Source organism: Acidaminococcus sp. HCP3S3_H5, assembly GCF_052122235.1.
GTDB lineage: Bacteria > Bacillota > Negativicutes > Acidaminococcales > Acidaminococcaceae > Acidaminococcus.
This window is the reverse complement of sequence record NZ_JBQKCS010000001.1, coordinates 40,772-63,609: the sequence shown is the minus strand read 5'-3', so window position 1 is coordinate 63,609 and position 22,838 is coordinate 40,772. Positions and strand designations below refer to the sequence as shown.

The following is a 22,838-nucleotide window of genomic DNA, read 5'->3' as shown; positions in this document are numbered from 1 at the left end:
ACGGTTTCCCCCTTACACAAACAGATTTTGCAGCAGGAATTTTTTCACTGCCTGGAGCTGGGTGATTTTTTGTTGGTGACAAGTGAGAAGGTTGTCAAGATTATCAAAGAAATTACCAATTTTAATCATTTCTTGCTTTGACGGCTTTAAAATCGGCATTCTTTCAAAACTGTCCCGGGATATATAAAAAATTGTTGATCCCGCAGACTGAAGTCTCATATAATTTCTGGCCATATCAGAATGGAAGAAACTATACCAGTATTTAATTTCATCTTTTTCATTTGGGACAAGCCCAATAAATGTTTGATTTGTAACTAGATTTCGAGTAACTATTGCTACAACACCAAAAGTAGCACTTGTTGAAACTATCAATGAATTTTTGGGAATTATTTTTAGGTTCATTTCTTTTATAGTTTCTTCTGAAACATTTCTGCCAGATAAGGAACCATTTAAATATTTTCCCTCTATATCTTCAATTCTTGTCCATGGAATATTTCCTTTAAATGTCTTTGGTTTATCTCTCATCGGAACAATAAAATCTGAGAAACAGTCTTTTAATTTTTTTCTCTCCCATTCCCCCGTAAACCCCTTGAACCGGATTTTCGGGACCTTCTCCCCTTTGGCAGGGAACAGGTTCTGGAGGAAATAGGCTTTCAACTTTTTCAGCTGGTCCAGTTTCTGCTGGTGGAGGGTGAGAAATTTATCCAACTTCTCTAAACAACATCCAATTTTTTTCTGCTCTTCCAGAGAAGGCAACATCATTTTTACTTGCTGAAGTTTATCGTAATAGAAGTAAAGTCGCACACTCCCCTCTTGCAACTTTTCAACCCATTTTGGAAAATAATCTGATTTAATCCAATGCCATAAAAATTGGTCATCAATAGAATCCTCTGTCTGAAAGACTTCATAAAGAGAGCTGACAATTACATTTTTTGTTCCAGAATAATATCCGATTGATCCAACATTGATTCTGGCTGGGTTATATGCAAATGAATTTGGAGGAACAATATTATAAACAGTCCGGTCAACATTATTCATGTATCCAAACTCACCATGCGCTTCTTTCTGGGCTATAAAACCTTTGTCATTTGTAACTGCATAGACTTCTAAAGGTAAATCAGATTTGTTCTTTACCGCAACATTTTTTGTAAACTCGCTAAACTTCCGCTGTTCCCAATCGCCCGTAAACCCCTTGAACCGTACCGCCGGAACCTTCTTCATTTCTTTTTTCATCATCCCATCTCCTTACTGAAACAGGTGAAGCAGGTCCTGGAGGTCTTTGGCCTTTTTCGGGTCGTCGGTGGTCAGCTCTTCCATCATATCCGCCAGTTCTTTTTCTGCAGCCTGGATCTGGTGGTTGGTATCCGCCATTTCCCGGTTCACTTCTCCCAGATTGATTTCCGGTTCCGGTTCGGAGGTATCCACATACCGGGGGATGTTCAGGTTGAAGTCGTTTTCCTGGATTTCTTCAAAGGAGGCCACATGGGCGAATTTGTCCACGTCCTTCCGGTCCACATAAGCCTGGAACAGCTTCTGGATGTTGGCCTGGGTCAGGGTGTTCTTGGCTTTGCCTTTTTCAAATTCCTGGCTGCCGTCGATGAACAGCACATCCCGGCCGGGACGGGCTTTTTTCAGCACCATGATGATGGTGGGGATGCCGGTGGAATAGAAGATCCCGGCCGGGAGCCCGATTACGGCATAGATATTCCCTTTTTCCAGCAGTTTCTGCCGGATTTTCCCTTCGGCCGCTCCCCGGAACAGCACCCCGTGAGGCAGGACAATGCCCATGGTGCCGGTGGATTTCAGATGGTACAGGCCGTGGAGCAAAAAGGCATAGTCGGCCTTGGATTTGGGAGCCAGCACCCCGTAATCGGAAAACCGGGGGTCACTTTCGAACCCCTTGTCCGCACTCCAGTGCTGGGAATAGGGCGGGTTAAACATTATCTGGAGTGTATCTTTGAAAGAGGCAGCCCAGATCAGACATGATACGTTGCGTACGGGTATTTTAAGTCCGTTGCCCCTTCGGGAAATCTATAACAAATATGCTCCCAGCTATCAACAGGTCCATCAGACCAGGCTGTTGACATCTGGGAGCATATTTGTTGGAATCCAGGTAAGGGGCAACGGGAAACCATCGGACTACGTAAAGGACTTATCCTGGATGGACTCCATATATTCATCATGACCCCGTCAAAATTCGTCACTTCATCACTGGGCCAATCCCGGTCCAGGGTGTCCGCATTCCGCAGATGCTGGTTGGTGGCAGCGATCCCGTGGATGATCATGTTCATCCGGGCCAGGTTGTAGGTGGAAGTTTTGATTTCCTGGCCGTAATAGGCAATGGAATCCACATCCTGGATATAGTGCCGCACATTCAGCAGCAGGGACCCGGACCCCATGGCCGGATCGGTTGCCTTACAACATTTGATACAATTACACGATTATTCCCTTAAATTCTTGAACGATGCACCCTGGGGTGCAAAGTGAAGTGCACCCCAGAAGCCCCCTGCTATTGCTGTTAAAATTGACATGCCTGGTGTTTTGGACAAAGAAAAAACCGCTCTGCATTTCTGCAAAGCGGTTTCTATTTATGCCTTGATTTCCGTTCCGTCTTGAAAGACCACAAAAACGTTCTCCTTGTCTTTCACTACCATCTTATCGACCAGGGCACACCAGAGTGACTGGTCAAATTCGGTGAGCAGGCTTTCCCGACCTTTCAATTCCTGGATAAACCGTCCAAGCTGTTCATTCCGAGCCTGGCCCTTTTCAATCTTCTCACACAGTTGTTCGTACTCAATCTTCATTGCATCATAGCGGCTGATGATGTCATCATACTGTTTTTGGTACTCTTCCTGGTTCTGCGCCACCCGTGCATTCCGTTCCACAGCATTCTGGGCCATTTCCACCAGGATGCCGATTTCCTTCTGCATGGCATCTCGTTTGGCTAGAAGGTCTCCGTTGTCACAGATCACCTGCCTAGCATCCTCGATGGTCTGGATAATTTCATCCTTCTCTGTAATCATCTGATTCATTGCCCGGACGAAGTACATCTTGATTTCCTCTTCTGTCAGATGCGGCGTTCTGCACCCTGTATTGTTTCGGAACTTATTATTACACTGGTAGATGATCCTGCGGTACTTGTCATTGGAGTGCCAGACCTTCGCACCGTACCATCCTCCGCATTCAGCACACTGGATTTTGGTGGAAAAGATGCTAGTACCACTGAAGTACTTCCGTGCTTTATTTCTACGTTTCAGTTCCGCTTGCACCATTTCAAAGGTCTGAGGTTCAATAATGGCTTCATGGTCATGCTCTACATAGTATTGGGGGACTTCCCCTTCGTTGATTTTCGTTTTCTTTGTAAGAAAATCAACCGTATAGCTTTTTTGTAGAAGTGCATCTCCCTTGTACTTTTCGTTTTGAAGGATACTGTAAACCGTACGTGCACTCCATTTGGATTTTCCTCCTGGGGTTTTAAGTCCTCGTTTTGTTAGTTGCTTGGCAATAGTTGTTGTTCCCAAGCCTTCTAGGAATAGCTTGTAGATGAGCTTGATCGTTGTTGCTTCTTCTGGTACAACTACTAGCCCACCGTTCGGGCCTTTCTTGTATCCCAGGAAACGGCTGTAAGCGACGCTGACTTTGCCATCGGCAAACCGCTTCCGATGACCCCAGGTGACATTTTCTGAAATACTCCGGCTTTCTTCCTGGGCCAGGGAACTCATGATCGTCAGGAGCAATTCTCCCTTGCTGTCAAAAGTCCAGATGTTTTCCTTTTCAAAGTAGCACTCTATCTTGTGTTCTTTTAATTTCCGAATAGTAGAAAGGCTATCGACGGTATTTCTGGCAAAGCGGCTGACAGACTTTGTAATGATCAGGTCAATTTTTCCTTCCAGAGCATCATTGACCATTCGCTTGAATCCATCACGATGGCGGGTATTTGTACCAGAGATTCCTTCATCCGTATAGATACCTACAAATTCCCAGTCATCCCGCCCTTTGATATAGTTTGTATAATAATCGACCTGGGCTTCATAGCTGGTAATCTGATCATCGTGGTCTGTTGAAACCCGTGCGTAACCTGCTACTTTTCTTTTCTTCCGACTATTAATCGGAGATGATGTATAACGGCTGATTGTTGCCGGAATCGCTCTTACTGTTTTTGCCATCGATTATCCTCTCTCTTCCATTCTTCTTTCAGCGCAAGCATTATTTTTTTAGCCTCTGGGTCCTTGCGTTTTGCATATTGCATGATTTCATGCATATAAGCCCGATACGCTTCGCTATGACGGGTTCCCCGTTTTCTTTCTCTATATTGCCTGGTTTCCGTATGGCCATCTTTAAAATGGAATGTTATTTCTCCATTCAGGACAACTGCTTTTTCAAGGGATTCATCCATTTTTTCCTCATTGAAAGTGTCCAGTCCCAGCACAGAAGCAGTTAGCTTTTTCATAGTACTGTCTTTGATGGCTTCATTGCCACATATACCAGCACACCGCCAGTACCGTTCCTTTTTTCCATCAGAATATGTAGTTTGTTGGCTCCTGTAATTTTCCCCACATTTCCCGCATTTGATAAACCCCGTGAACTCATTGAATATCTTTCGATTGGGATTTGTGCTTTTTAGCTTATGTCTTTCTCCCCATTCCTTCCGGCGTTCACTAGTCCATGCGTCCTTCCGGGCAGTAGAAACCCATTGCCGTGTAATCTGCTCTCCATTTTTCATATAAAACACCATAACATGTGGCTCAGTGACTACAATTTTATCCACATGATTCAGAAAGATTTTTTCATCGAATTCGGAAAGCCCCAGGACTTCTGTGCATTCCTTGACTAGGACTTTCTGTGGGATAGCTCCCTTAGAACGGCAGGTTCTTCCTCTCTCTTTATGGGAAATACAGGTCCAGCAATCCTTATTTTTCCGTTTACTGCGAATATGCACAAAACTCTTCCCGCAGATTCCACACCTGATTTTGGTGGTAAAACAGCAGGTATCGATGGACCAGTTTGCCAAAGCCCCCAGTTCCCGCCGTCTTTCCCTTTCTTCCTGTACCTTTTTATAGGTTTCCATGGGGATAATGGCCTCATGTGTATTTTCCACAAAATATTGTGGGAGTTCTCCATGATTGATTTTGGTTTTTCCGGTGATGGGGTCTGCCGAATAGGCTTTCTGGAACAATAGATTACCGGTGTAAGTAATATTCTCTAAAATTCTCCGGACGGCCGAATTCCCGAAATGTTTCCCATTAAAGGATTTGATTCCCATTTCTTCCAGCTGCTTTTCCGTGGTCTCAGCGGACAGGCCTTTTAAGAAGTTGTCATAAATGAGCTTTACAACAGACGCTTCCTTGGGCTCAGGGACAAGCTGATCTCCCTGCCAACGGTATCCATAGATTCGGAATCGTCCATTGGGAACCCCTTTTGCAAACCGCTTCCGGGTTGCCCATTTGACATTTTCGCTGATGGAACAGCTCTCTTCCTGGGCAAAGGATGCCAGGATGGAAAGCATCAGTTCGCCGTCACCGGTAAGAGAGTGAATATGCTCCTTCTCGAACTGAACCTCTATTCCCAGGTTTTTCAAATGCCGCACCGTCGTTAAGAGGTCTACCGTATTCCGGGCAAAGCGCTGGATGGACTTTGTAAGGATAATGTCAATCTTTCCTGCTTCACAGTCCGCCAGCATCTGCTTGAACCCTTTTCGCTTGTCGATAGTAGTTCCACTGATGCCGTCGTCTGCATAGACACCGGCAAATTCCCATTCCGGTTTTCTCTGGATCAGGCCGTTATAGTAGCTGATCTGAGCCGATAGGGAATGGTTCATCCGTTCCGACTCCACGGAGACCCGGGCATAGGCTGCCACTTTTTTTCTCCGCGTGATGGTCGGCATGGGCCGACTGACCCGCGTGATTTTCTTCATTGTATCAACTCCTTTTGCTACTATTACTCACTCTGAACCGGATTTATAGCAAGTCGATATCTGCTAATAATGGGCCGATCACAGGAGAATATTTATTCCGGAGCTGCCGTTCGGCTTTTCCGTATTCAGCTTTTGTAATCAAACCCTTCTGGAGCATTCCCCTGATGAAATGCATGGCGGCCAGGTACATCTTCTCCTGTTTCAACTGCTTAGCGTCCATCCTGGCCACCTCCGAACCTGTCTTTTACATAGCAAGTGTGGGAGCAGTATTTGCGCTGCCCGTTCCCGTAGACAATGAATGTCTCATGACAGCAAGGGCATTCCATCTTTCGTACAATCCTATGGTTCACCTTGTCACGATGGCTATTCCACCAGGCCATCCGGCAGGCATCGGAGCAGAACTTTTTCTCCTTCCGTTTGTCGTTCTGCTCAATAGGCTGACCGCATTGCAGGCAGTGATGGGCTTGTTCCGTTTCCGGCTCCTTGAGGGATAAAGGGTGTCTGCGGCAGTAGGATTTGACGGTATTCTCCGACATGCCTGTTTCTTTGGCGATTTTCCGATACCCGACTCCCTGGAGCCGCAGTTCCCGAATCTGTGCTTTCTGTATATCGTTCATGAATAAACACCTCCTGCTTACTAGCCACGGCAGGAGGTGTTTTCTGACGGTTTCGTTCAATCTTTCTGATAAAACTCACATTCATACCCATCCGCCCGGAGGATCAGACCTTCCGCCCAGGGTGGGGTCCTTCCCATCTGCTGGCAGATGGCATCCACGCTTACGTCCTTGCGGCACTCGATGATCAGTTCATCGTGGACGTGGCCTACAATAGCACAGTGCCGCAGGGTCTGCATGGCATAGCAAAGAATATCCCTGGCCGTTCCCTGGACGATATTTTCCACGAACTTGGGCCCATAACTTTCCAGCCGCTCCCACTTCTTGGTGGCTCCGATGCCTTCATAGGTCACGGATTCCCCACCGAATTTATTCTCCCCGATCCGAGGCTTCACATAGGAAAGACGCCGTCCGCTGGGGAGTTCGATGAACAGCATGCCGCTCTTGCAAAGGAACCGGAGATTGTTGACCTGGACAGGGATCCTCTTTTTGATGGCGGTTTTCACAGCCCCATCCACCTGCCACCAGAAATCCACGATGTGGGGATTGGCAGCCCGCCAGGACTGGACCAGAGGTCCCAGTTCCTCTTCCGTGATCCCCATATCCATGGCCCCCATGGCCTTCAAAGCGCCCACGGAGCCGCCGTATCCGCAGTTATGCACTAGGCAGTCCGATACGGTAAAACGGTGATGGGGTCCGGCATTTCGTATGTCATAAAGTCGAGCCGTGCGTCGATGACATACCAGTTTTTCCGTTTCTTTGCTACTGCATCCCTGGCATCTGCTATGATCTGTTCCCTTGTCTCCCCGCCAGACAACTTTCGAATCACCGTCGAATAACAGTACGGCCAATACTCTTGCTGGAATTCCGATAACACCGTTTTTCTTCGGTTGCCCCGGTTCACTTTTAAAGGAACCATTCGGATATTTCCTGAAGCATAATCTCCATCGTTGTTGATTCTGTCGATTTCGTACTCCCGATCTGGAAGTCCATACTGCTCCAGCAGATAAAGTCCTGCCGCAAGCACACTGGGAAACTGGAACCGGATGCCCCTGGCTCCATAATTCCGATAGCCCGCATCTTTGGGATTTTCGCAGCGCTGTTTGGCTGCCATCAACCGCTTGTAAAGCCACAAAGGAATCTTTCTGGCTTGGGAACAATGCTGACACCCCTTGCTTTTTCCGCTTACAAGAGCATCCCGCAGAGTCCATTGTATGGATCCGCAGCCCTGGCACTGGGTCAAAACATAGCAATGGTTCTGTTTCTCGTTCCAGCGTTTTTCCGGGCTGATAATTTTTACCCAGCCGTATTGCTCGCCCACCATTTCCGGTTTGTAAGAGATGTGCGCCGCTGGCGGCGGCGATTCCAAGCTGTATTGGCTTCTCTTTCCCTTGCACCCAGACCATGTGGTCGGCAGTTGCTGTGAGTCCTTCATAGGTGAGCACCTCTCTTTCGCCTCTGTAGACAACCCCGTCATGGTGGACCCAGTTCTCTCCATCCCAAACCCGGTCTTCCGTGGTCACCTTTTCAATGGGGATAAGACCATGATCCGTAAGGACAAGCTGCCCTTCTGCGATACAGGCCAGTTCCGCGATTTTCCCCTTCTGGCGCAAATCCCCGTTCACCCCGTGTTTCACCACGGGCACTCCAAACATCTGGCTGGCCGTTGAGCAATAGATATCCTTCCCGGCTGCAAAGGCTGCGGCTTTCCACTTTTCCCCGGCCATCCAGGAAATGACCCTTGCCTCAATGGCCGAGAAGTCCGAGACCACAAACTTCATCCCCTCACGGGGCACAAAGGCTGTCCGGATCAGCTGAGACAGCACATCCGGGATAGAATCATAAAGAAGATCCAGTGCTTCGTAGTTTCCCTGCCGCACCAGTTCCCGGGCTTCGGAAAGGTCCGGCAGATGGTTCTGAGGGAGATTTTGAATTTGAATGTGCCGCCCCGCATACCGTCCAGTTCGGTTTGCCCCGTAAAACTGAAACATACCCCGAGCCCTGCCGTCCTGACAGGCGGTCATTTCCATGGCCTGGTACTTTTTCACAGAAGACTTGGCCAGCTTTTGCCGGAGCTGCAACACACTGCGGAGAGGCTCCTGGGCCGTTTTCAATAGTTCCTTCACCTGCTTCTTCCCCAGGGAGTCCGACTTTAGGCCACGGGCTTCGAGCCATCTCAGCATCTGGAGGACTGAATTGGGATTCTCCAGGCCGGTCTTTTCCTTCAGAGCTCCCATCAGGCTCTCCCGGCTTTTGGCATCCATGGCCACTGCCTGCCGGGCCAGCTCCAGGTCAATGGCAATCCCCCGGTCGTTGATTTCCTGGTCCTGGTGGTATTCTTCCCACACCGTGTCCGGTACCGGATATTTCTGCAGCCTCTCCTGGATGGCCATTTCCACTTCCACATCCCGCTTGTTATAGCTCTTGAAGAGGTTCCACTTGTCGGGAGCATGCTGGGGCAAGTTCCGGGTCCGTCCCCCGTTGGTCTTGGTCTCCTTGCAGGGAACGCAGAAATAACGGATCAGGTCCCGGCCTTCTTTCATCTTCTGATTGTCCAGATTCAGCACGGCCCCCACTCCTTCCAGGGAAAGGGGCAACCCCATATAGGCGGACCACACCATGGAGCACTTCCATCCGGCCGGTTTCAGGAACCGGGCACACTCTTGAGACAACGGGTGTCGATCATGGAAGGGATCCAGGCTCCTCCCCAGATCCGTCAGATACCGGGACAAGCACACCCGTTCGAAATTGGCATTGAAGGCCCATTTGATGATGGAGTCATCGGTGAGTGCCTCCAGAATCTCTTCCGGGAGGGTTTCCCCCTGGGCCAGATCGACTACTTTCACCTCTCTTCCATCCACCGCATAGCCAAAAAGGAGGATTTCAAAATCCGGGGACTCGGCATATTTATAGACCCCGCATTTGGCTAAGTTCACATCGCTGTAGGTTTCAATATCGATACTGATGGTTTTCATACGTTTCACCTCGAGAAAAGCGGCGAAGCACAAGGCCCCGCCGCCACCATTTACCACGTCTTATTTCCGAAAGGATTCCATCTGTTTGCGATGATATTCTGCTTCCCGTTCCTCCCGGTTCCGGGCCGCAATTTCATCCCGCTGGTCCTTTTTGATATCCGTGTAGATCATGGCCACAAAGAAGCCGCCAACACACAGGGCAACCAGACAGTACAGACAATCCAGAATCAATTTCAAAACATTTTCCATTATGGTACCTCCTTAGTCCAGAAAATCATCATCGTCTGCCGTAGCAAAGTCGTCTTCTGCTCTGGGTTTTCCGCCCAGAGGTTCCCCGTCACGAATCTTCTGCAGGTTGTTCAGGCCGCAGGCAATGCCCTTGTTGCCGTTGGAGTTGAAGGCGTAGAAGTTGATGGAGGCTCTTCCATAGACCCCGCTGTAGACTTCAGACCGTTCCAGAATCTGCTGGCAGGAAGAATCTACGATGCCGGGCTTTGTGGCAGAATTGGCATTAATGAAGTAGCTGTCCTTGTAGGTATCATCCCCAGGCCGTTCCAGATCTCCGTCACGGAGCGGGTTCTTGATGGTTTCCAGCTTCGGCACAATGCGGCCGTTTCCTTTGAGCTTGCCCTGTCCTTCCTCGTAGGCAGCCTGGATTGCCGCTTTCACCTTTTCCACGGTCTTCGTATCAGACTTGGGGATGATGAGACTCACGCTGTACTTGGGGGTTCCTCCGTTGATGGATTTGGGTTCCCAGACGTTGGCGTAGGACCAGCGGGTATTTGCTCCGGTAATGACTTTGCAAGGGTTTACATAATGTTTCATTGTTCGTTCCTCCTTAATTTTCACTGCTAAAATCTTCTGCCGCGGTATGCATAGCCGGGCGTTTGTCCGATTCCGGTACCAAGACCGGTTTGCCTTGGGGCTTTTCAATGAGGCCGGACAGAAGTTCATCAAACCTCCGTTTCCCCAGAAGGCGGGTCAGGGCCGTGATGCCCATGAGTTTCTTTTCGTAGGGAGAGTATCCGGCTTCTTCCACTTTGGCGGCGACCGCATCGTCATCTACATAACGGCGATTGGAGCGCCCTTCCACCAGTTTCCAGCCAGCCCATGCCTTGCCGGATAGAGCCTGCTGCAGGGCATAGTCCTTAATGTCACCCACCCAGGCTACAAGGTCATCGGCCTTTTCCAGCACTGCTTCTACTTCTGCGTCACAGAGAGTGGACGGCATGGCGAAGTCATACCTGGCAAGTTCCAGGTTATACTCTGCCCGTTTCCGGCAGGTGGCCCTGATCTTGCAGAACCGGCAGTGCTCACCGGCTTTGTACTCCCCTTCGCCTTTAGCCGCCAGAGCAGCCGTGGGTTTGAGGACTTTCTCCGCCCATTGGAGCAAGTCGCCTTTAGTCATTTCGTAAGTACTGACATTGTCCCGTCTTGGCTGGAAGATGGTCATGGAGACCCTTTGGATATCGTAAATCCCGTCGAAGAGGTCCAGTGCCCCCAGGGCATAGCACATCATCTGGGGATTCTTCTCCGCACTGACTTCCACACCAAGCCCGTGCTTGTAGTCGATGACGGTCAGGGTATCGTCCGCCACAATGACACAGTCTCCTGTACCGAACCCGTCCGGAACCCATTTCGAGAAGTCCAACCGCTGTTCTACAAGGACGATGGGATCCTTGCACTCTTTCTTTGCTTCCGCAAGCCTCTCCATAACGAATTGGGCATAGTCGTCCGTGCATTCAGCCATTTCCTCGCTGTAATAGTCGAGGGTCCCCGTAGGGTTCTGTGCCTTCCTGCCCAGGGCTTTCTTCACCTTGTATTCGCAGAGAGTATGAGCATCCGTACCCTCCCGGGCAAAGTCGCTTGTGGTGTCCGGCCGCTTAGCACACTCCAACGCGGAAGGCGGGCAGGCCAGCCAGCGGTAGCTGGACGAGGCGGAAAGAACCGCATGCTGCTTATCCGGCATGGCTGATCTCCTCCAATTCCTTCATAAAGGCTTCATAGTCTTCCGGCTTTACGCTGGAGAGTTTTTCCGCCCCATATTTTTCAATAAGGGCTTTCACTTCTGCTGTGAATCCCTGGCGGGACTTGTCAGCCGCCGCTTTCCGAACTTCTTCAAAAGAAAGGGCCTTCCGCTCTGGAATCACCTTTTCCGGTTCTGCTGTGCTATTGTTCATCTCGTTTTCCAGAGCTTCTACAATCCGCAGCAGGGTCTTTGTGCAATTGGCCATTTCGTTCGCCAGATTTTCAAGATTGTCCTTCGTCACCTTAGTTTCCTCCTTCGTTAATTTCCCTGATGGCCAGTTCTTCTACGGAGTCGCCTGGCACGATGATGGTTACTTTTTCCTTCCCGCCCAGCAGGAACCGTAGGATCCGTTCCCGCACGGACACAGACCGTACGGCAGCAATATGCCTACTACCCTTTGCCGCTGAAACGCTGATGCTTACTCTTTGCTTCATGGCTTTTCCTCCTTCCTGAGGGTTAGTATCGTTTTCCCCTCCACTCTTTAGCCTTGGGAGAGTGGATTTTCTGACGGTTTCTCCAAAAAAAATTTAAATAATTTTTCTGGCATACAAAAAGCCGGTATGAGAAGCTGCCATGGCTCCTATACCGGCTAAGGTTTTTTGATCGATCTTGAGACAAAAAAAATAAGAGGCCCGTCACTTGGACGTTCCTCTCTTGATAGCATCTACCTTTTCCTGTTTAGACCGAAAATACTTCTCTTCCCCGACTTTCCGAGCATCAATGGCATCTTCCAACTTGTCATAATACCCCAAGGGAATCTGTTTTCGGTTCACCATGATGTACGCATAATACTTCTGCATATTTTCCCGCCAACAAACTCCTGTATGCCCGGATCGGCTGTTCCGACTAACTTTCTTGTCCAGATACCGGAGCGCTAATCCCTCCTGATGAATCCGGCCCATAATTTCCTGGCCTTTTTTCTTGCCTTCCTGTTGCCCCTGGCTAAGGTTTTCTGCACGACGGCACCCACAGGAACGACTATGACCATTAACCAGGTCCATAATGATGACTCTTTTCTTTTTCCCGCAGATGCACTGAACCAGAGCCGTTCTCTTCTCATTCTTGTTTTTTCTGGATTCAGGGTCCAAAACTGTCCAGTATCCAAACTTTTGTCCTTTGTACAGTTTATTTTTGATGGGGTGAAAATTCTTTGGTGTACGCAGATATTCCTGGACAGCTTCGTCATTCACGACCCAGCCAGCAGAAGTACGGATTCCTTTGAGCCGGCCTGTCCGGAGCAAAACTCTGATATATGCTCCTGTACAGCCTAATTGTTTTCCAATCTCATCGGCTCGACTCATTAGGACCTCCTTTTTCAACACTGCGAAATACTGGGAGCAGAGTTTTAATCTTCTTAATCCAGCCTTACTGCTCTACAATTCCATTGTCCGTCCGAATGGATTTATAGATCTCAGGAATGAATAGACCAATGGTCTCCTGTTTTAAATCCTTATTCTTCAGGAGCAGCGTAAAGAAGTCCCTGTTCTGTTCGATGCCCTTTACCAGGGCTTTATCCAGATTATCATAGAAGGCAAGTTCAAAATCTTTTTCACTATTGTTCAATGCAGTTTTCTTGATAAAATCTGAATTCATCATAAGATCCCTAATCTGTAATACAGCCTTCACCGCCGCATCGTTATCATAGTCTTTCCCCATGCGGAGGTTGATTTCAGCTATAATCTGGGACAGTTTCTTCTTTTTAGTTTCCGGCAAGTCTAATTCATCACCTTTAGGAAGCCGGACAACTGGTGAGGACGACTGTTTCCCCCCTGTATGTTCGCCTGTCTTCTTCTGTATGAAATTCGAGATTCGTACCTTTCCTTTGAGGTCGAACCCTTCACCAGTGTCTCCAATTCGGAGATAGTGTGTGAGGTAATCCACGAAAACATACATCTTGTAAAGGTCGTGGTCCTCCAGATTGACGATTTGCATCAAGAATTCGTAGAAGCGCTTGAAGTGACGCAAGCGGATAGAGAAGCGTTTCTGGTCCTTTTTGTCTAGCGTATCGAACCGTTTCTTGACCCGGCCGAAGCAGTTGATGAGCTTAGCCTGTTCTTTGGTCGTGATGCCTCGAGCGCGCTTTTTGAAGATGATATCAAATGCATCGTCCACATCTTCCGGATCGATGAGGTTTGCGGCGTTGATTTCTTCCCGAAGCGTGTAGATGTGCTGCGGAGTCATATCGGAGGCCAGGAAGGTAGTCGTATAGAACGGTGCAAAAGCCTTCCGCATGTCGTCATAGGAATTAACGAAATCGAGAACGAATACTTGTTTGTCATAAGGCGGGCAAATGCGGTTCAAGCGGGATAGCGTCTGAACGGCATTGACGCCATTTAACTTCTTCATGACGTACATGGCGCAGAGCTTCGGTTGGTCGAACCCAGTCTGATACTTGTCGGCAACCAGGAGGACGTTGTAGTTATCCGAATCGAAAGCGTCCGGGAGCTGATTCTCCTTCATGTTATTCATGGCCGGTTCCGAATACTCGGTGTCGTCGTCCGGAAGTTTTACCTTGCCGGAGAAAGCAACCAGGGCATGGATGTCGGCATAGCCTTTACGGGTAACGTATTCCTCCAGTTTCTGGCGGTATGTTACGGCAGCCTGACGAGAGTTAGTAATAACCATGGCCTTGGCTCGGCCATCCAACATGTCCATGACCTTCTGGTGGAAATGCTCAATGATAATCTCAATACGCTGCTCCACGTTTGTTTCATGCAGCTCGGCGAAACGAGCGATTTGCTTCTTAGCGGCCGAGGATTTTAGCTGAGGATCGTCGGCGATCTCCTTGTCCACCTTGTACATGGTTTCATAGGTGACGTAATTCTGCAGAACATCCAAGATAAAGCCTTCCTCGATGGCCTGCCGCATGGAATAGAGGTGGAACGGTGCATAGTGACCGTGTTCATCCGGCCGGCCAAACATGCGGAGCGTCGTTGCCTTCGGAGTGGCAGTAAAGGCGAATACACTGAGGTTTTGGGGCTTTCCAGTCTTTGCTAACTGCTTCGTCACAAAGTCTTCCGCATCGTCTGCATCTGTACCACCACTGGAGAGAGAGTGCATAAGGGTGATCATATCCTTGCCGGATGTCGAGGAATGAGCTTCATCAATGATGACGGCAAAATGATGGTCTCCCAACCCCTTAACGGTATCGACAATGAACGGGAACTTCTGGATGGTCGTGGCAATGATTTTCGTGCGGTGCTGGAGTTCAAAGGCTAAGTCTTTGGATGTGCATTTGTCATCCATCACCTTGATCTGCCCAATCTTGTGGTCCATATTAAGTAGCGCCGCCTGAAGCTGCCGGTCTACGACGACTCGGTCCGTAACAACAATGACCGTATCGAAAATGATGTGGTCTTCATCATCATGGAGCGAAGTCAATCGGAAGGTCAACCAGGCAATACTGTTGGTCTTCCCGGACCCGGCACTGTGTTCGATCAGGTAGTTCTGAGATGAGTGGTTCTCTTTAACATCAGCTAAAATCTTTCGAATGAGGTCAAGCTGATGATACCGAGGAAAGATCAATGTTTCTTTCTTTTTTTCCTTGCCAGTGTCATGATCTTTGACCGTTTTCTTTTCCACATAGATAAACTTGGAAAGAAGGTCTAGAATGGTGTCTTTTGTCCAGATGTCCTTCCACATATACGAAACGGCGTAATCTCCATCAATTATTGGATTTCCAGCGCCGGCGTTAATCCCTTCACCCTTACCCTTGTTGAAGGGCATGAAGAAAGTGGAGGGCCCGCTCAATTTCGTAGCGACGTAGACTTCTTCCAGATCCATGGCGAAATTGGCAATACATCCGCTTTTCCAGAGGAACAGCCGATCCTTCGGATCCCGTTTCGTCCGATACTGTGTGATGGCGTTATGGTAGTCCTGCCCAGCCGCGTTGCACTTAAGTTCCACAGAAAACAGGGCCAGGCCATTCAGGAATAAGACAAGGTCAATCCGTTCCTCGGAAGATGCCCAGACTTCTTCCTCTACAGAAAAAATGTTGGCGTTACACTTCTTCACTAGTTCTGGGTTGAAAGACGTCGCCGGCTTGGTATACATCAGGTCCACATGCCTACCGTTGACGTAGAGGCCGTTCTTGAGAACTTCGATGAGGCTTCCGCCGGGTTTAGTAATCTCGTTGTTGATGAGGTTCAGGATTGTCGCTTCCGTCTTTTCCTTATAGACCTTACGAAGCTCAGTCATGACGTCCGGTTGAGTGTCATCCAGAAACCGAATGACGAAATCCGGGTCCATAGCCTTCGTCATGTCGAAGGTAGCACTGTTGACGTTCCCCTTCTCGGTCGAAGAGTCAGTTCGATCGAGAAACCCGTTATGCTGTACGAGATAATCACGGATATAGTGCTGGTATTCCTTTTCAGATAACACTTCATTCATGCAGACGGCACCTCCTTTTTACCTGTTACGTATTCATAAATCAAGGACTTCTTGTATTCATCAAGCGTGGAAATCTGCTTCTGTTTGTCCTCGACGATGGAATCTATCTCAGCGCATTTGGAATCAAGAAACTTCAATATTTTTACTTGAAGAGAGAGATCAGAGCAAATTGGTATTGGCATTTCAGAATATTTATCAGCTCCAATATTTTGAATTGTTGATTGTGTATATATTTGATTAATCCATTCCCAGTATGCTGAAGAATTGGTATAGTAATAAACCCATTCCGGCAAAGCTTTGTTCGCATCAACTATGGCTGAAATTAAATATCCTGCAAATGTAGCAGCTCCATATTCCTTTTTATAAAAAAATACTTTTCCAACCGTTGCCCCACTTCTGGCAAAGAGAAGGGCTTTATCTTTTAACATATAGTTTCTAGCTATGTCCTCATTTAAAGATAACTTACCATACTCTTTTAACTTTCCTTCCGGGGTAATATCAGTAATTCTTATATATCTTGGCAAAGAATTATCATAAGCAACACCCGCTTCATTAGCACCATATTTCATTGGTTCCTTCAAGATATACTTTAATCTAATGATTTTCCATTGTTTCGGGATTTCCCCAATCCATTCCACCCTGCTGTCCTTCATTTCCACATCCGGGTCCAGTCCCTTGGTGACGGCTTCGGTAATGACGGACTGCTTGTACTGCTTCAGCGCTTCGATTTCCGACTCTACATTCTTCCTGACGGAATCTATTTTGGCACACTTGGCATCAAGAAAATCGGCGATACGTTGCTGCTCCTCAATTGGTGGAACGATTACACTGGTACGAACTGCTTCGCTTGCATTAATTGCTGGATAACTTACACCTGATGACTTAGCTTCAATTTCTGATATAAAAGCGTCTTGTTGCACAGAATATTTTAGGAAATTAGGAATTATTTGTTTATTGGCACGTAAAGTTAAATAACCTGTGGAAACCACTATAGGATATACATTTTCTGGAATCTGCGCTGTAGCTTTTAAATACGTTCGGACTGTAGAAAGAATTATATCACCTGTTTTTACAAGTCTTCTGGCTCTGGAAGGCGCCTTTGAGAATTTTAAATGTTGATAATTTTCTATTCCTTTCCCATAAGTTACTGAACCTATATCAACATAATCAAACTCATATTCACCATTTGTATTTTCAGGTAATGTTTCGTTGTTATAAGAGCACAGATATTTTAAAGGGCAAATTTCCCAATTTTTCGGTATTTCTCCAATCCACGGCATCCCGCTGTCCTTCATTTCTCTCATGGCCATCACCTCACTTCTGAAAAAGTTCCTGCATCTGCTGATTTATTTCCGTTTCCAGCTTTTCGATTAGTTCAGCTACCTTTTCACTTGGCTCCGGCTGCTGGTACTTGTAGAAATACCGGGTAAAGGGAATCTCAGCTCCCGTCTTGATGACCGGCTTCTTTTTCGAAAGGTCTTCCTCGAAGAAGGCTTTCGCATCGGGCACATGAGGCAGAACTTCCCGTTCCATATAATCGTCGATACTCTCTTCGATGCAGACATCTTCCAGGTCCTTCGTATCGCTATCGTATAAGATATTTCCTTTCTTATCATGCTGGATTTCGGCTTCCTTATCCATCACCGAAAGGCCGTCCATGACACATTCTATGTCTTTCTTAGTCAGGCTCAGCGGGGCCAGAATTTCTGTAATCACCGGCTTGAAGGCGTCCGGAGACATGTATTTTTCGTTTGTTTCGTGATTTCTCAGGAAGGTAATCACAGAAGCAAACTCATTCTTGCGGTCCTTGCTTTCAAGGTTCTGGAGCCGTTCTTCCGTAATTCCATAGCTCCGCTGGAGCGGCTGCATGACGGCGTATTCCCGGTAGATGAATTCCGTGTTCCGATGGATCTGGGACAGCTCATTTTCTTTGAAGTCTGCATAGAGGCGGACGATCCGTTCCCGGTCTTCGGCCGTGAATTCGCGGCGTTTGTTGCCGACCGATTTCCGGAGCGGGTGGAAGATGTTCGTCGCGTCGATGAGCTGGATTTTCCCCTGGCGTTCCGGCCGCTTATTCTTTGAGAGGATCCAAGCGTAAGTGGCGATTCCGGTGTTGTAGAACATATCGGTCGGCATGGCGATGATGGCTTCCAGAAGGTCGTTTTCCAGGAGCCAACGTCGGATCTGGGATTCACCGGAAGAAACGCCCCCTGTGAAAAGAGGGGATCCATTTTCGATGATGGCTGCGCGGCCAACTTTGTCATCCAGCTTATTCACTGCCGACTGTATGAAAAGAAGTTGGGCATCTCCCGTACCGGGAAGCCCTGCACCCCAGCGTCCTTTAAAGCCTTTCTGGTATTCCTTAAGAACAGCTTGTTCCTGTCCAGTCTTAGCCTTTTTACCACCCCATGGCGTACCAAACGGTGGATTTTCCAGGCAGAATCGCATTTTACGATCCGGGAAACGGTCTTCCTTAAACGTATCGCAGCGAACAAAATTCTCAGCATTCTGTTCTTTAATAAGCATTTCCGCAAGTCCTACCGCATACGATACAGGCATGATTTCCTGGCCATAGAGATGGATGGTTGCTGAAGGATTCAGGGCATGTATATGTTCATAAGCTGTAGTAAGCATACCTCCTGTCCCTGCCGCTTGATCGATGACAGTGATGACCTTGTTATCCCCAAAGATATCATCACATCCTTCGGCAGTAAGGACGGAAACGAGCATACGGATGATATCGCGGCCCGTATAAAACTGCCCGGCGTCTACATTTTGAAAGAATCGCCCTATGAGGTTTTCAAAAATATAGCCCATACGGACAGAATCAAACCGTTCCGGAGAAAGGTCAAGCGTAGAAAAATCGTGGACCACACTAAAGAGACATTTTTCATTGTTCATCTTATCGATTTCATCGAAAACATGAAGACCGCCCTTCCCATTCTCAACATCCGTGCCAAAGAGGATTTCCTTGACATTAGGGGAAAATCCCTGGATGTATGATTTGAAATTTTCTGCCAGATGATCAGCATCGTTCAAAAGCTCTGCTAAATCAAACTTCGATTTGTTATAAAACGGGTACCCAGTTTTCTCGTAAAGTTCCTCGTCAGAAACATCTCCGTATTTTTCGATCAAATCAATGACTTTTTTCTTCGTAGGTGCCAGACTGCACTCAAAACGGCGGATAATAGTCATAGGAATAATTACATCACCGTATTTATCCGGCATGTATGCATTGCGAATGTTATTTGCAATGGACCAGATAAAATTGGAATCATCAACAATTTCACTGGAATTTTCCGGCGCGTTTAAATTAATATCCTGTATGCTCATTATGTCCTCCGCTAATGTTTTAAGTGTTTTCTATTATTTAAATTACTCACAATAAATTGGTTCAATCAAGTCAATGCTTTGCTTCGCCAATTTTCACTCTATCCCCATCATCCCCGCAAACCATCGGTACGTCTCGTCCATTTTCCATTCCTTTTCTCCCTGCATATACAGTTATTATAACATAGACAGTGTGCAAATTTTGGGACTGCAATAAAAAAAAAGAACCGTGGCAGAGAGCTTCCCACCACGGTTTTCTTCATTTCCGCACCAAAGCCGCCAGCAGCACTGTCCCTATCCCGTAAGCCAGGTTCCGCTGGGCTTTCAGCCTTTTCTGTGTTCTATTGTTTTCTTTCTCGTACGCGGCTAAGGATTCGTTGGCAATCCGCAAGGATTCTTCCTGCCTGATCGAGGTCCTCTCCAGTTCTTTCAACTGATTCCCGAGCAGACTGGACTGTTCCCTGGCTTTCTGTAATTCGGTCTGCGCTTCGGTCAATTGCGTTTCCAATTCCTCCATGCGTTTCTTCTGCTGACTGGATTCCTTCTGTAATCTGATGTTGATGGTCTGCAGCTCGGTGATATTCGTTTCCAACCGGGTCAGTTCCTCCTCCGTTATGGTATACGTAGAGGCCCAGGAGACCTGCGGAAAGGACAACAACAAGCACAGCAATAAGCACCAGGCGCTTTTTCTCAATGATCCCCACCCTCTTTCTTCAGATGACCAGGGTAAAGAGAAGCACCCCGGTCAGGATGCCCAACAGATAGCCCAGAAGAAATTCATCGCTGATCCGCCACATGTCCATGGTCTCTCATCCTTTCTGGGCCACATAATCCGTCACCCCGCGGGCAATGGCACGGGCAAATTCGTCCTTCCGGTTCATCAGGAGCTGTACATCTTCCTCATTGGTGATGAACGCCGTTTCCACCAGGACCGCCGGCATATCCGTCTCCCGGAGCACCGCCAGCCCCGGCCGTTCCTTTACGCCCCGGTCCACGGTCCCCAGGCTCTGGACAATCTGGTTCTGGATGCATTCCGCCAGACCACAGACTTCTGCACTGTCACTGCTGTACACCAGAGTTTCCGTCCCCTGGGCTTCTTCTGCAGCTGCCGCATTGCAGTGGATGGACAGGAACAGGTCCGCCTGCCACCCGTTGGCACTGGCACAAATGTTGGTATAGTTGGGAGATTCTCCGCAGAGATTGTCGGACTGGACCAGCAGGCAGTCATAACCCACCCGGTTCAGGTACTGCTGGACTCCTGCCCCGATTTTCTTCACGATACCGGCTTCCGTGACGCCGTATTTGTCATTGACAGCCCCGCTGTCCACACCGGGCATATGCCCTGGATTGATAAAAATCTTCATTTCTTCTCCTCCTTTTCAAAGTGGTCCGGGATGCCGTTCCCGTCAAGATCCACAAAGCAGCCTGCAATGAAGGTGACAAACCCCACCATGGCAGGCCCGACCAGTTCCCGCACCATGGCCAGAAGGTCCGGCAGCTGGATTTTCCCCGTCATCGCCAGATACAGCCAGAAGCCATAGTAGGAAAGCACAAAAAGAAAGACCGTCACAAGATACCCTATGACGATCCATTTGATGGGCTGCTGGAATTGGTTCAGGCGTGCTTTCACCGCATCCAGGCCTTTAGTCAGTATCCCTTTTACTTTTTCAAACATGGCGGATTCCCCAGATTACTGTGATCGTGGATGCGGTCCACTTCTCCCTTCAGGTCCTTGTACCGGTGCCACAGGTTGTCGATATTGGTCTCGATGCCTGCCTGGGCCACCCGCATTTCGTTGATGAGCCCCGTCAAATCTTCCAGAGCTTTGGTGTTGTTGTCGATGCTTTTGTGGAGCGCCTGGTTCTCGATTTTTTGTGGCCGCAGGATCAGCCAGCACCCGAAGACTGCCAGGGCACTGATTACCGCGTTCACAAAAGTGTAGCTAATGAAGTTCATGGTCTTCCCTCCTTTCTGTTATCGGCGATCTCCCGAAACATGGAGAGCCCGGCCTTTGTATCGTCCCTTTTCGGTGCCGCAGTACACGTCTTCCGTAGGACTCCAGGCAAAGGAGAACCAGTTCTCCCCTTGGGTCAGCTCCTGGGTCTGGCCGGCGTGGCTCACATAAACCGGCTCCTTCCAGAAGGCAGATCGTTCAAACACCAGGCTTCCCTCGATCCGACCGTAATGGATCCGGGCCTTCACATGATGCACACTCCAGCTAAAGGCCCGGTCCAGTTTGTGGAGGTCGGCCATGGCTACATGAGGAAAACGGGAGAAGTCATGAGTGCGGCTTCGGAGTTCCGGCTGGCCCTTGGGTAGGAACACCTTCATAAAGGTATCCTTCCCGGACTTGTCAATCTGCACAAAGGAGCACAGACTCAGAGTCCGCAGCAGCTCCTGGGGCCCTAGATCCATCACCTGGAGAATCTCCCGGAAGTTGAACAGGGGATACACGGACCCTGTGATGGGGTTCTTCAGGATCACCGTGGAGGACCCGCTCCGAAGGGCATCCAGGTTGATGGCCACTCGTTTGTTGCTGCAGGAGAAGCTCAGTCGCCTTTCTTCCAGATCCAGGGAAATGGTATCCGTTGTCTGCACCGCCTCCGGGAAGATAAAGAGATGGTTCATGGCCGGTTCACTTCCTTCTGGAACCAGGTGTAGAGGGCCTTGTAGAACCGGCACTCCAGAGCATGCTCCTGGCTGACGATGCAGGCCCCGCCGCACGTACCGTAAACGGAACACTGGCGGCACTCGGGGCTGAGAGCATCCAGAAGGACCTGCTGTTCCTTCAGCCAATCCGTGCCTAGCTTTTCTTTCCGGATGTACAGACAGGGATACGCCTGCCCTTGGGCATCCACCTTCCGGAGAGTCCGGTTGCTGCAGTAGGTTTCTCCGTACATGTACTGAACCTCCCTGCGCCGTTCCAGGGTCTGGTAAAGTCCTTCATACCGCAGATCTTTTATCCCGAAGCGTTTCAGCCGGGACAGGTACAGTCCCACGTACTTCTTGTACTGTTCCAGGATGGAATCGTAGTCTTCCCGGGTCAGGGCATACTTCCGATTCTCCTCGTTGGTTACATGCATGAGATGCGGGAAGAAGGACAGATTCCGTCCGATGACTTTCTCCTTCTCCCGGAACTTTGCCATAATGGCTCCCAGGTCCGTATTCCCATGGTACAGGGTGGTGGAAACCGCCAGGTCCGGGTAATCCAATAGATCGGTGAAAGGATCATACCCCCGCAGGTCCCTTTCTGCCCCATCATAGCTGATGCAGATTTGGAAGTAATGCTCCCGGAAATAATCCAGGTGCTTTTCGATGCCGATGCCGTTGGTGCTGACCGCAAACTTCGCCTGGGGCACTGCTTCCACCACTTTCCGGATTTCCTTTATGTAAAGCAGAGGTTCCCCTCCCATGAACTTGATGGCTCTAGGAGGATTCCGTTTCAATTTTGCCAGAAATTCTTCTGAAATGCCCCCTTCCCCATCCGAAGCCTCCCGGTGGCAGTAGGCACAGTGGAGATTGCACTGGCTACCTAAATAAAGGGTGATTTGAACCTGTGTCGGCAAATCCATCTTGTTTTTTTGCAT

The 22,838-nt window shown here is 48.6% G+C and carries 20 protein-coding genes and 2 pseudogenes; all 22 read right to left on the bottom strand.

Annotated elements, in window-relative coordinates:
• Positions 1 to 12: 12 nt before the first annotated feature.
• The gene (locus tag ACTQY5_RS00340; protein WP_441368614.1) at positions 13 to 1,233 is read right to left on the bottom strand and encodes a restriction endonuclease subunit S; all 1,221 of its coding nucleotides are present in this window, start codon (positions 1,231 to 1,233) and stop codon (positions 13 to 15) included.
• A gap of 12 nt (positions 1,234 to 1,245) precedes the next feature.
• Positions 1,246 to 1,944 (bottom strand): annotated as a pseudogene (locus ACTQY5_RS00335) (N-6 DNA methylase); the annotation flags it as partial.
• A 233-nt stretch (positions 1,945 to 2,177) separates the two neighbouring features.
• A pseudogene (locus tag ACTQY5_RS00330) lies at positions 2,178 to 2,408 on the bottom strand (N-6 DNA methylase); the annotation flags it as partial.
• Between the two features lie 180 nt (positions 2,409 to 2,588).
• Positions 2,589 to 4,166 carry a recombinase family protein gene (locus ACTQY5_RS00325; RefSeq protein WP_441094299.1) on the bottom strand — a complete coding sequence of 526 codons (1,578 nt, stop codon included), beginning with the start codon at positions 4,164 to 4,166 and terminating at the stop codon, positions 2,589 to 2,591.
• Positions 4,151 to 5,914 carry a recombinase family protein gene (locus ACTQY5_RS00320; RefSeq protein ID WP_441094300.1) on the bottom strand — a complete coding sequence of 588 codons (1,764 nt, stop codon included), beginning with the start codon at positions 5,912 to 5,914 and terminating at the stop codon, positions 4,151 to 4,153. Before ACTQY5_RS00320 ends, ACTQY5_RS00325 begins: the two co-directional genes overlap by 16 nt.
• Before the next feature lie 43 nt (positions 5,915 to 5,957).
• Complete coding sequence (locus ACTQY5_RS00315) at positions 5,958 to 6,134, bottom strand: SHOCT domain-containing protein (protein WP_154488063.1); 177 nt, start codon at positions 6,132 to 6,134, stop codon at positions 5,958 to 5,960.
• A gap of 453 nt (positions 6,135 to 6,587) precedes the next feature.
• Positions 6,588 to 9,503, bottom strand: coding sequence for a DNA polymerase (locus ACTQY5_RS00310; RefSeq protein WP_441094301.1), 2,916 nt, complete (start codon positions 9,501 to 9,503; stop codon positions 6,588 to 6,590).
• Between the two features lie 60 nt (positions 9,504 to 9,563).
• Positions 9,564 to 9,752: a hypothetical protein gene (locus ACTQY5_RS00305; RefSeq protein ID WP_014128884.1), complete on the bottom strand. Its 189-nt coding sequence runs from the start codon at positions 9,750 to 9,752 to the stop codon at positions 9,564 to 9,566.
• Between the two features lie 12 nt (positions 9,753 to 9,764).
• Positions 9,765 to 10,328 carry a DUF2815 family protein gene (locus ACTQY5_RS00300; RefSeq protein ID WP_105325846.1) on the bottom strand — a complete coding sequence of 188 codons (564 nt, stop codon included), beginning with the start codon at positions 10,326 to 10,328 and terminating at the stop codon, positions 9,765 to 9,767.
• Positions 10,329 to 10,341: 13 nt separating this feature from the next.
• Positions 10,342 to 11,472, bottom strand: a complete 1,131-nt coding sequence (locus ACTQY5_RS00295) for a DUF2800 domain-containing protein (RefSeq protein WP_441368613.1) — start codon at positions 11,470 to 11,472, stop codon at positions 10,342 to 10,344.
• Complete coding sequence (locus ACTQY5_RS00290) at positions 11,462 to 11,773, bottom strand: rRNA biogenesis protein rrp5 (RefSeq protein WP_105325848.1); 312 nt, start codon at positions 11,771 to 11,773, stop codon at positions 11,462 to 11,464. The genes ACTQY5_RS00295 and ACTQY5_RS00290 overlap by 11 nt, the downstream gene beginning before the upstream one ends.
• Position 11,774: 1 nt before the next feature.
• A complete protein-coding gene (locus ACTQY5_RS00285) occupies positions 11,775 to 11,966 on the bottom strand; it encodes a hypothetical protein (protein WP_441094303.1) in 192 nt (63 codons plus the stop codon).
• Positions 11,967 to 12,167: 201 nt separating this feature from the next.
• A complete protein-coding gene (locus tag ACTQY5_RS00280) occupies positions 12,168 to 12,833 on the bottom strand; it encodes a hypothetical protein (RefSeq protein WP_441094304.1) in 666 nt (221 codons plus the stop codon).
• A gap of 64 nt (positions 12,834 to 12,897) precedes the next feature.
• A complete protein-coding gene (locus ACTQY5_RS00275; RefSeq protein WP_441094305.1) occupies positions 12,898 to 15,921 on the bottom strand; it encodes a type I restriction endonuclease subunit R in 3,024 nt (1,007 codons plus the stop codon).
• On the bottom strand, positions 15,918 to 17,225 hold the full coding sequence (locus ACTQY5_RS00270) for a restriction endonuclease subunit S (protein WP_441094306.1): 1,308 nt from the start codon (positions 17,223 to 17,225) through the stop codon (positions 15,918 to 15,920). The genes ACTQY5_RS00275 and ACTQY5_RS00270 overlap by 4 nt, the downstream gene beginning before the upstream one ends.
• Before the next feature lie 10 nt (positions 17,226 to 17,235).
• The gene (locus tag ACTQY5_RS00265; protein WP_441094307.1) at positions 17,236 to 19,254 is read right to left on the bottom strand and encodes a type I restriction-modification system subunit M; all 2,019 of its coding nucleotides are present in this window, start codon (positions 19,252 to 19,254) and stop codon (positions 17,236 to 17,238) included.
• A gap of 256 nt (positions 19,255 to 19,510) precedes the next feature.
• A complete protein-coding gene (locus ACTQY5_RS00260) occupies positions 19,511 to 19,843 on the bottom strand; it encodes a peptidase M24 (protein ID WP_176893529.1) in 333 nt (110 codons plus the stop codon).
• Between the two features lie 217 nt (positions 19,844 to 20,060).
• A complete protein-coding gene (locus ACTQY5_RS00255; protein WP_441368612.1) occupies positions 20,061 to 20,615 on the bottom strand; it encodes an N-acetylmuramoyl-L-alanine amidase family protein in 555 nt (184 codons plus the stop codon).
• Positions 20,612 to 20,926 carry a hypothetical protein gene (locus tag ACTQY5_RS00250; protein WP_441368611.1) on the bottom strand — a complete coding sequence of 105 codons (315 nt, stop codon included), beginning with the start codon at positions 20,924 to 20,926 and terminating at the stop codon, positions 20,612 to 20,614. The genes ACTQY5_RS00255 and ACTQY5_RS00250 overlap by 4 nt, the downstream gene beginning before the upstream one ends.
• Positions 20,911 to 21,207 (bottom strand): hypothetical protein, encoded by a 297-nt coding sequence (locus tag ACTQY5_RS00245; RefSeq protein WP_014128898.1) that lies wholly within the window; start codon positions 21,205 to 21,207, stop codon positions 20,911 to 20,913. The genes ACTQY5_RS00250 and ACTQY5_RS00245 overlap by 16 nt, the downstream gene beginning before the upstream one ends.
• 18 nt (positions 21,208 to 21,225) lie before the next feature.
• The gene (locus ACTQY5_RS00240) at positions 21,226 to 21,879 is read right to left on the bottom strand and encodes a hypothetical protein (RefSeq protein WP_045172474.1); all 654 of its coding nucleotides are present in this window, start codon (positions 21,877 to 21,879) and stop codon (positions 21,226 to 21,228) included.
• Positions 21,876 to 22,838, bottom strand: a complete 963-nt coding sequence (locus tag ACTQY5_RS00235) for a radical SAM protein (RefSeq protein ID WP_441368610.1) — start codon at positions 22,836 to 22,838, stop codon at positions 21,876 to 21,878. The genes ACTQY5_RS00240 and ACTQY5_RS00235 overlap by 4 nt, the downstream gene beginning before the upstream one ends.

Excerpts from the sequence above, each read along its gene's own strand:
- ACTQY5_RS00340 (WP_441368614.1), bottom strand. The coding sequence starts at position 1,233 with ATGAAAAAAGAAATGAAGAAGGTTCCGGCGGTACGGTTCAAGGGGTTT.
- ACTQY5_RS00325 (WP_441094299.1), bottom strand. The coding sequence starts at position 4,166 with ATGGCAAAAACAGTAAGAGCGATTCCGGCAACAATCAGCCGTTATACA.
- ACTQY5_RS00320 (WP_441094300.1), bottom strand. The coding sequence starts at position 5,914 with ATGAAGAAAATCACGCGGGTCAGTCGGCCCATGCCGACCATCACGCGG.
- ACTQY5_RS00315 (WP_154488063.1), bottom strand. The coding sequence starts at position 6,134 with ATGGACGCTAAGCAGTTGAAACAGGAGAAGATGTACCTGGCCGCCATG.
- ACTQY5_RS00310 (WP_441094301.1), bottom strand. The coding sequence starts at position 9,503 with ATGAAAACCATCAGTATCGATATTGAAACCTACAGCGATGTGAACTTA.
- ACTQY5_RS00305 (WP_014128884.1), bottom strand. The coding sequence starts at position 9,752 with ATGGAAAATGTTTTGAAATTGATTCTGGATTGTCTGTACTGTCTGGTT.
- ACTQY5_RS00300 (WP_105325846.1), bottom strand. The coding sequence starts at position 10,328 with ATGAAACATTATGTAAACCCTTGCAAAGTCATTACCGGAGCAAATACC.
- ACTQY5_RS00295 (WP_441368613.1), bottom strand. The coding sequence starts at position 11,472 with ATGCCGGATAAGCAGCATGCGGTTCTTTCCGCCTCGTCCAGCTACCGC.
- ACTQY5_RS00285 (WP_441094303.1), bottom strand. The coding sequence starts at position 11,966 with ATGAAGCAAAGAGTAAGCATCAGCGTTTCAGCGGCAAAGGGTAGTAGG.
- ACTQY5_RS00280 (WP_441094304.1), bottom strand. The coding sequence starts at position 12,833 with ATGAGTCGAGCCGATGAGATTGGAAAACAATTAGGCTGTACAGGAGCA.
- ACTQY5_RS00275 (WP_441094305.1), bottom strand. The coding sequence starts at position 15,921 with ATGAATGAAGTGTTATCTGAAAAGGAATACCAGCACTATATCCGTGAT.
- ACTQY5_RS00270 (WP_441094306.1), bottom strand. The coding sequence starts at position 17,225 with ATGAGAGAAATGAAGGACAGCGGGATGCCGTGGATTGGAGAAATACCG.
- ACTQY5_RS00265 (WP_441094307.1), bottom strand. The coding sequence starts at position 19,254 with ATGAGCATACAGGATATTAATTTAAACGCGCCGGAAAATTCCAGTGAA.
- ACTQY5_RS00255 (WP_441368612.1), bottom strand. The coding sequence starts at position 20,615 with ATGAAGATTTTTATCAATCCAGGGCATATGCCCGGTGTGGACAGCGGG.
- ACTQY5_RS00250 (WP_441368611.1), bottom strand. The coding sequence starts at position 20,926 with ATGTTTGAAAAAGTAAAAGGGATACTGACTAAAGGCCTGGATGCGGTG.
- ACTQY5_RS00245 (WP_014128898.1), bottom strand. The coding sequence starts at position 21,207 with ATGAACTTCATTAGCTACACTTTTGTGAACGCGGTAATCAGTGCCCTG.
- ACTQY5_RS00240 (WP_045172474.1), bottom strand. The coding sequence starts at position 21,879 with ATGAACCATCTCTTTATCTTCCCGGAGGCGGTGCAGACAACGGATACC.
- ACTQY5_RS00235 (WP_441368610.1), bottom strand. The coding sequence starts at position 22,838 with ATGCAAAAAAACAAGATGGATTTGCCGACACAGGTTCAAATCACCCTT.